7 protein-coding genes and 1 pseudogene are annotated in these 7386 nt (G+C 70.8%); 5 read left to right on the top strand and 3 right to left on the bottom strand.

The window, feature by feature from the left end:
* Positions 1-560, top strand: a 560-nt coding sequence (locus VN520_RS05900; RefSeq protein ID WP_325745777.1) for an RDD family protein, incomplete at its 5' end; no start/stop codon positions are given.
* Between the two features lie 88 nt (positions 561-648).
* Positions 649-1311, top strand: a complete 663-nt coding sequence (locus VN520_RS05895; RefSeq protein ID WP_325745776.1) for an RDD family protein — start codon at positions 649-651, stop codon at positions 1309-1311.
* Positions 1312-1322: 11 nt separating this feature from the next.
* On the opposite strand, the gene VN520_RS05890 is transcribed toward VN520_RS05895, so the two are convergent.
* Positions 1323-1613, bottom strand: a complete 291-nt coding sequence (locus tag VN520_RS05890; protein ID WP_325745775.1) for a hypothetical protein — start codon at positions 1611-1613, stop codon at positions 1323-1325.
* 381 nt (positions 1614-1994) lie between these two features.
* Between VN520_RS05890 and VN520_RS05885 the strand changes: the two genes are divergently transcribed.
* On the top strand, positions 1995-4394 hold the full coding sequence (locus tag VN520_RS05885) for an immune inhibitor A domain-containing protein (protein WP_325745774.1): 2400 nt from the start codon (positions 1995-1997) through the stop codon (positions 4392-4394).
* A gap of 121 nt (positions 4395-4515) precedes the next feature.
* A complete protein-coding gene (locus VN520_RS05880; RefSeq protein ID WP_325745773.1) occupies positions 4516-4860 on the top strand; it encodes a hypothetical protein in 345 nt (114 codons plus the stop codon).
* Positions 4861-4875: 15 nt separating this feature from the next.
* Here the strand turns inward: VN520_RS05880 and VN520_RS05875 are convergent, their stop codons facing one another.
* A complete protein-coding gene (locus VN520_RS05875) occupies positions 4876-5460 on the bottom strand; it encodes an isochorismatase family protein (RefSeq protein WP_325745772.1) in 585 nt (194 codons plus the stop codon).
* 378 nt (positions 5461-5838) lie between these two features.
* Entirely contained in the window at positions 5839-7167 is a 1329-nt protein-coding gene (locus VN520_RS05870) for a nicotinate phosphoribosyltransferase (protein WP_325745771.1), read from the bottom strand.
* 98 nt (positions 7168-7265) lie between these two features.
* Here VN520_RS05870 and VN520_RS05865 point away from each other — a divergent pair.
* Positions 7266-7386 (top strand): annotated as a pseudogene (locus VN520_RS05865) (ATP-dependent Clp protease adapter ClpS); the annotation flags it as partial.

The raw sequence follows: 7386 nt of genomic DNA, 5'->3' as shown, positions 1-7386 counted from the left end.
TCGGGCAGCAGCCCGTCGTGCCCTGGAAGCCGCCGGTGGAGGACCCCTTCCAGCAACTCGCCCGGTCCCAGGCCTCCGCCAGGCCCGCCGGTCTCGGCAAGCGGCTCGCGGCCCGGCTCCTGGACACGGTCGTCCTCGGCGCGCTCGTCGGCGCGGCCGGCTTCCCCCTGGTCACCCGGGCGATGGACCACATCGACGGGAAGATCCGAGCGGCGGAGCTGTCCGGTGAGACGGTCACCGTCTGGTTCCTGGACTCCACCACCGCCGGCCTGTTCGGCGGGGTGCTCGCCGCCTTCCTGATCCTCGGCTTCCTCCTGGAGGCCGTGCCCACCGCCAAGTGGGGCCGCACGCTGGGCAAGAAACTGTGCGGTCTGGAGGTGCGGGACATCGAGTCCCACGACGCGCCGGCCCTGGGCGCCGCTCTGCGCCGCTGGCTGGTGTACGGGGTGCTGGGCCTGATCGTCGTCGGGGTGTTCAATGTGCTCTGGTGCCTGATCGACCGCCCGTGGCGCCAGTGCTGGCACGACAAGGCGGCCCGCACCTTCGTCGCGGGCCGGTAGCGGCCCCGTACGCCCGTGTGCCGGGGCCCTTTCCCCCGAAGGGACCCCAGCCGTTGCGGGGCCCGGCGGGCCGGGGTGCACTGCCCCCATGAGTAACGTGCCGCCGCCCCCACCGCCCGACGACGACCCCTTCTCGAAGCGGCCGCCGCAGGGGCCTTTGCCCCCGTCCGGCGGTTCGCCCTACGACAACGGGACGCCTCCGCCTCCGCCCCCGCCCCCGAACGGCCCGTACGGCGGCGGGGGCCCCTACGGCGGTGCGGATCCGCTGGCCGGCATGCCTCCGCTCGCCGAACCGGGCAAGCGGATCCTGGCGCGGTTGATCGATTTCCTCATCATCTCGATCCCGCTGTACCTGATCTCGCTGCCCTTCGGCGGGGCGGTCGACGTGTCCTCGGACGGCGGCGGCGACGACTTCGGCAACGCCATCGGCAACAGCTACTCCGGCCATCAGCTGGTGTGGTCGCTGATCGCCCTGGTGGTCTACGTCGCCTATGACACGTACTTCACGCACAAGGACGGCCGCACGCCCGGCAAGCGGCTGCTCAAGATGCGCGTCGCGATGCTCAACGACGGCTCGGTCCCCGATACGAGCTCCTCGCTGATGCGGGCCGTCGTGCTCTGGCTCCCCGCGCTGCTGTGCTGCCCGTGCCTGTGGTGGCTGATCAACATCGTGCTGATGTTCACGGACAAGCCCTACCGGCAGGGTCTGCAGGACAAGGCGGGCAAAACCGTGGTCGTCTCCGTCCCCTGAACGAGGGGTGTTCAGCGGTGCAGCGAGTGCCCGCCGACGCGCTCCCGCTGCGCGGCGGCGATCTCGATGTCCTCGATGGTGCGGAGCGTACGGGCGGCGGTGGGCGGTGCCGCCGCCTTCCGGACGGCCTTCGCGCGGGCCGGCAGGGCCATGGCCACCAGCAGCCCGAGCACCAGTGCCGCAGTGCAGACGGCGGCGACGCCGAGGCCTGATTCCGTGCGGAACAGCACCAGCAGGGCGAGGGCGGAGAAGACGACGGTGGCCGAACCGTAGAAGAACTGGGCGGCAGTCGGACGCGGCATGGCGGTATCCGTCCTCGGGGCGTCGGATAGGGAGGTCTCTCGACACGTTCGCACTGTCAATCGACTCTACGACGGTGGATGCCCGGGAGGAACGGGTGGTAAGCGTGACCTCACCCACGGTACCGGTGCACGGGGGGCGCACGGAGTCATGCCGCTGCCGGCAGGAGCCTTCGGCGCGCCGGACGGCTGCCGGGCCGCCCTGGAGGTGCGTCCGGATACCGGAAGAGGGCTCCCGCATAGTGCAGTTGGTGTGTGCAAGTCAAGGTCTGTCTTTTCTCTCATAACTCCGATCGAATGTCGTCACTTGTGACGCGTTGAACGCGCGCGGCCCGTATTCACCCCCCTGGCCGCGGACGCGGACGCCGGGGAGGACTGCATCAAGTGACCACTCAGAGAAGGGCGCTACGCGCCACCGCCGTAGCCGTCTGCCTGGCCGCCACCGCCGCGACGGCATCCGCCTTCGCCACGGCGCAGGCGCACGACCGGACGCCGGAACCGGGTATTTCCGCCGTGGACCGGCGCGATCCCGCGCCCGCCAAGGCGCACGAGCACGACCTGGAGGGCCCCTTCAGCAAGGAGCAGGAGGAGCAGCGCCAGGCCGCGCTGGAGCAGGTCCTGTCCGGCGACAAGAAGGTGACCGCCAGGGGCGGTTCCAAGGTCGTCAAGCTCGGCAGGAGCAAGTACGTCGAACTCGGCCGCGAGAAGACCGACAAGATCTTCACCGTCCTCGTGGAGTTCGGCGACAAGGTCGACGACACCACGATGTTCGATCCCGACGGCGACGGCCCGAAGCCGCCCGTCAAGAAGTACGGCGGCACGCCCGGCCCGCTGCACAACGAGATAGCCGAGCCGGACCCGGCGAAGGACAACAGCACCGCCTGGCAGGCCGATTACGACCGGGCCCACTTCCAGGACCTCTACTTCGGCGAGGGCAAGGGCAAGGAATCGCTGAAGACGTACTACGAGAAGACGTCCTCCGGGCGCTACTCGGTCGACGGTGAGGTCTCCGACTGGGTCAAGGTCCCCTACAACGAGGCCCGTTACGGTTCCAACTACTGCGGCTCGACCAACTGCGCCAACGTCTGGGACGCCGTCCGCGACGGTGTCGAGGCCTGGGTGGCGGACCAGGAGGCCCAGGGCCGCACCCCGGATCAGATCAGGACGGACCTCGCGCAGTACGACGAGTGGGACCGTTACGACTTCGACGGCGACGGCGACTTCAACGAGCGCGACGGCTACATCGACCACTTCCAGCTGGTCCACGCCGGTGAGGACGAGTCCGCGGGCGGCGGCACCGAGGGCACCGACGCCATCTGGGCGCACCGCTGGTACGCGTACGGCACCGACGCCGGTGCGACGGGCCCCGAGGGCAACAAGGCCGGCGGCGCCGAGATCGGCGACACGGGCATCTGGGTGGGCGACTACACCGCGCAGCCCGAGAACGGCGGCCTGGGCGTCTTCGCCCACGAGTACGGCCACGACCTCGGCCTCCCGGACCTGTACGACACCTCCGGCGGCGGCGAGAACTCCGTCGGCTTCTGGTCCCTGATGTCGGCGGGCTCCTGGCTCGGCACCGGTGACGGGCAGATAGGCAACCTCCCCGGCGACATGACCGCCTGGGACAAGCTCCAGCTGGGCTGGCTCGACTACGACGTGGCCAAGGCCGCCACGAAGTCGACCCACAAGCTGGGCGTCGCCGAGTACAACACCAAGGACAAGCAGGCGCTCGTCGTCGAGCTGCCGGAGAAGTCCGTCACCACCACGGTCACCGAGCCCGCGGAGGGCTCCAAGCAGTGGTGGAGCGACATGGGTGACGACCTGTCGAACACCCTGACCCGCCCGGTCGACCTGACCGGCAGGACGTCCGCCTCGCTGGACCTCTCCGGCTGGTACGACATCGAGGCCGACTACGACTACCTTTACACCGAGGTGTCCGAGAACGGCGGCACCAGCTGGACCGCGCTCGACGGCACGGCCGACGGCAAGGCCATCCCGCGCGACGCCAGCGGCAAGCCGGCCCTGACGGACGTCTCCGGCGCGTACAGGAAGCTCTCCTTCCCGCTGGACGCCTACGCGGGCAAGAAGATCGACCTCCGCTTCCGCTACCAGACGGACGGCGGCGCGGGCGGCAAGGGCTTCGCGGCCGACGCCATCACGGTCACCGCGGACGGCTCCGTGCTCTTCACGGACAACGCCGAGGGCGACGACAACGGCTGGACCGCCAAGGGCTTCTCGCGGACCGGTGCCTCGTTCACCGACGACTACCCGCAGTACTACATCGCGGAGAACCGCCAGTACGTCTCGTACGACAAGACCCTCGCGGTCGGCCCGTACAACTTCGGCTTCTCCACCACCCGCCCCGACTGGGTCGAGCACTACGCCTACCAGAACGGCCTGATGGTGTGGCTCTGGGACACCTCCCAGAAGGACAACAACACCTCCGTCCACCCCGGGCAGGGCCTGATCCTGCCGGTGGACTCCCACGCCGAGCCGCTGAAGTGGACGGACGGCACGCTCCTGCGCAACAAGATCCAGCCCTTCGACGCGCCGTTCAGCCGGTACCCGAACAAGGGGTTCACGCTGCACAACGCGGACGTCCCGCTGAAGATCAAGCCGTCGCCGGGCGTCCCGGTCTTCGACGACCGCAAGGGCACGTACTGGTACGAGGAGAACCCGACGGGAAGCGTCAAGGTCACTGACACCAACACCCGGATCTCCATCGTGAACGAGCCGCTCAGCGGCTCGACGATCACCGTGAAGGTCGGCCCCTCGGCCAAGTAGTCACCGAAGGAGCAGGTCGGAACATGATCGGCCGTTGCCCCCTGGCGGGCGGCGGCCGATCGTGTTTTAGTGCCTCCTACCAAATCCTTATTGACACGAAGTCTTACGGGGGGCGCGGAGCATGGCAGGCGGAGGTTTCTGCAGGTTGCCCGACGGCACGGTGGTGGTGGCGCTGACCCTGAACGGCCCGGCCGGGGTGTCCGGTCCCGGAGAGCCGGTACGGGTGCTGGTGCACGCGGCGAACCGGGCGCGCGCCCTGACCAGGCTCCGCAACCTCGGACTGCGCGCCGTCTACCTCCGGGGCAACGCCCAGCCGCCCACCCCCGACGAGATCACGGCGGTCCTGCACCACCCGGACGGCCTCCTGTGGCGGACGGCCCCCCAGGCGGGCCAGGAGCTCTGGCACCCGATACGGGCGCTGCTGGGAGCCTCCGGATACGCGGGACCGGCCCGCCCGGCGGCCTGAGCGCCCCGTGAGGCGTCAGACGACCGGCTTGCCCGACAGCTCCACACCGGCGGTCCGCAGCTCCTCCAAGGCCCGCTCCGTGGTCCCCTCGGCCACTCCGGCGGTCAGGTCCAGCAGCACGTGCGTGACGAAGCCCTCCCGGGCGGCGTCCAGCGCCGTGGCGCGCACACAGTGGTCCGTGGCGATGCCGACGACGTCGACGGCGGTGACCGACCGCTCCCGCAGCCACTGGGCGAGCCCGGTGCCGTTCTCGTCGACGCCCTCGAAACCGCTGTACGCCGCGGCGTACGTCCCCTTGTCGAAGACGGTGTCGATCGCGCCGGAAGCCACGGCGGGGGCGAAATTGGGGTGGAAACCCACCCCCTCCGTGCCGGCGACGCAGTGCGGCGGCCAGGAGTGCTCGAAGTCGGGCGACGCGGAGAAGTGGTCACCGGGGTCGATGTGGTGGTCCCGGGTGGCCACGACGTGACGGTAGCCGGGCTGGGCCTCGCCGATCAGGTCGGTGATGGCGGCGGCGACATCGGCACCGCCCGCCACCGCGAGGCTGCCGCCCTCGCAGAAGTCGTTCTGAACGTCGACGACGATCAAGGCGCGATGCATGACGGGTGTCCTTCGGTGGGGGGTCGGCGGGGAGTGCGGATGTGAACGCTGGGGATGCCCCGAGCCTAGAGACTCGGCGCACCCCGCGGGAGGGGGCACGCACGTCGCTCTCCGGCTCCGGCGGGCGCACGACGGACGCGGCCTCTCGCAGGAGGGGGCACGCACGTCGCTCCCCGGCACCGGCGGGCGCACGACCGACGGGAGGCCCGGCGCCCGGTGCCGCGGCGGGCAGCGCCCGCCCGGTGAGGAGCGGCGTCCGGCGCGTGCCCCCGGCGTCCCGGCCGCACGTCCCCGTACGGGACGCACCCGGGCCTCCGGCCGGTGCGGGAAGAGGGCGTGCCGGGCGTCGTGGCGGGACGGACGCCGCCCGCCCCGGCACTAGACGTACTCCGTGGGCAGCACCGGCTCCCCCCGGGACAGCTGCATCGCCGACATCGGCAGTCCCGCACGCGCCGCGATGTGCCGCTCCCGCGCGGCCTCCAGCGGCTCCCGGCCGACCACCTCGCCGCCCCTGACCAGCTCCACCTGCATCTGCCGGCCGGCCAGCTCCGCCGGGACCTCCCCGTTGCCGATCACCTCGGCCTCGGCCACCCCGGCCTCGTCCAGCCTGCGTGCCGCCCACTTGCGGCCGCCCCTCGACGACTTCGCGCCCAGCGACTTCTTCACCACCGGCAGCAGCGGATCGGCCGGATCGGCGGTCCGGGCACGCGCCACCAGCTTGTAGACCATGGAGCACGTCGGGTGCCCGCTCCCGGTGACCAGCTGCGTGCCCACCCCGTAGGTGTCGACGGGCGCGGCGGCCAGCGAGGCGATCGCGTACTCGTCCAGGTCGGAGGTCACCACGATCTTCGTCTCCGTGGCGCCCAGCTCGTCCAGCTGCTGCCGGACCCGGTGCGCGACGAGCAGCAGGTCGCCCGAATCGATCCGTACGGCCCCGAGCTCCGGCCCCGCGACCTCCACCGCCGTACGGACGGCCTCGGTCACGTCGTACGTGTCGACCAGCAGCGAGGTGCCCCGGCCCAGCGAGTCCACCTGCGCCCGGAAGGCGTCCCGCTCGCTGTCGTGCAGGAGCGTGAAGGCGTGCGCGCTCGTCCCGACGGTCGGGATGTTGTACCGGAAGCCGGCCGCCAGGTCCGAGGTGGTGTGGAAGCCGCCGATGCACGCGGCGCGGGCCGACGCCACCGCCGACAGCTCGTGCGTGCGCCGTGCCCCCATCTCGATGAGCCGGCGGCCCTGCGCGGCGGACGCCATCCGCGACGCGGCGGCCGCGATCGCCGAGTCGTGGTTCAGGATCGACAGGATCACCGTCTCCAGCAGCACGCACTCGGCGAAGCTGCCCTCCACCCGCATGATCGGCGAGCCCGGGAAGTACACCTCGCCCTCGGGGTAGCCCCAGATGTCGCCGCCGAAGCGGTACTCGGCGAGCCAGTCCAGGGTCTCCTCGTCGACGATGCCCTTCTCGCGCAGGAAACGCAGGACATCCGCGTCGAAGCGGAAGTTCTCCACCGCGTCGAGTACCCGTCCGGTGCCCGCCACGACGCCGTAGCGGCGCCCGTCGGGCAGCCGGCGCGTGAAGACCTCGAACACGCTCCGCCGCCCGGCCGTGCCCGCCTTCAGGGCGGCCCGCAGCATCGTCAGCTCGTACTGGTCCGTGAAGAGCGCCGTCGAGGGAACGTCCACCGGCAGCCCAAGGTCCGCTGTGTTCATGACGAGGATGCTACCCCCATTTCGTCAGTCTGACGATTTGTGGTTCCGTGGCGCCCGCCACAGGCCCGTTTGTGCGGGTGCCCCCCTGTGGTGGCAGCATGGGCCATGTGACGGCAGCCGCACCCATGGAGATCGAGAAGACCGAATCGGCGGAGGAGGTCTTCGCCGTACCCGAGCCCGACGTGCCCTGGCTGACGATCGTCCACAACGACCCCGTCA

Origin of the sequence: Streptomyces sp., from assembly GCF_035563135.1 — a bacterium.
Taxonomy (GTDB): Bacteria; Actinomycetota; Actinomycetes; order Streptomycetales; family Streptomycetaceae; genus Streptomyces.
Note: the sequence above shows the minus strand (reverse complement) of the source record. Positions and strands in the feature narration are given on the sequence as shown.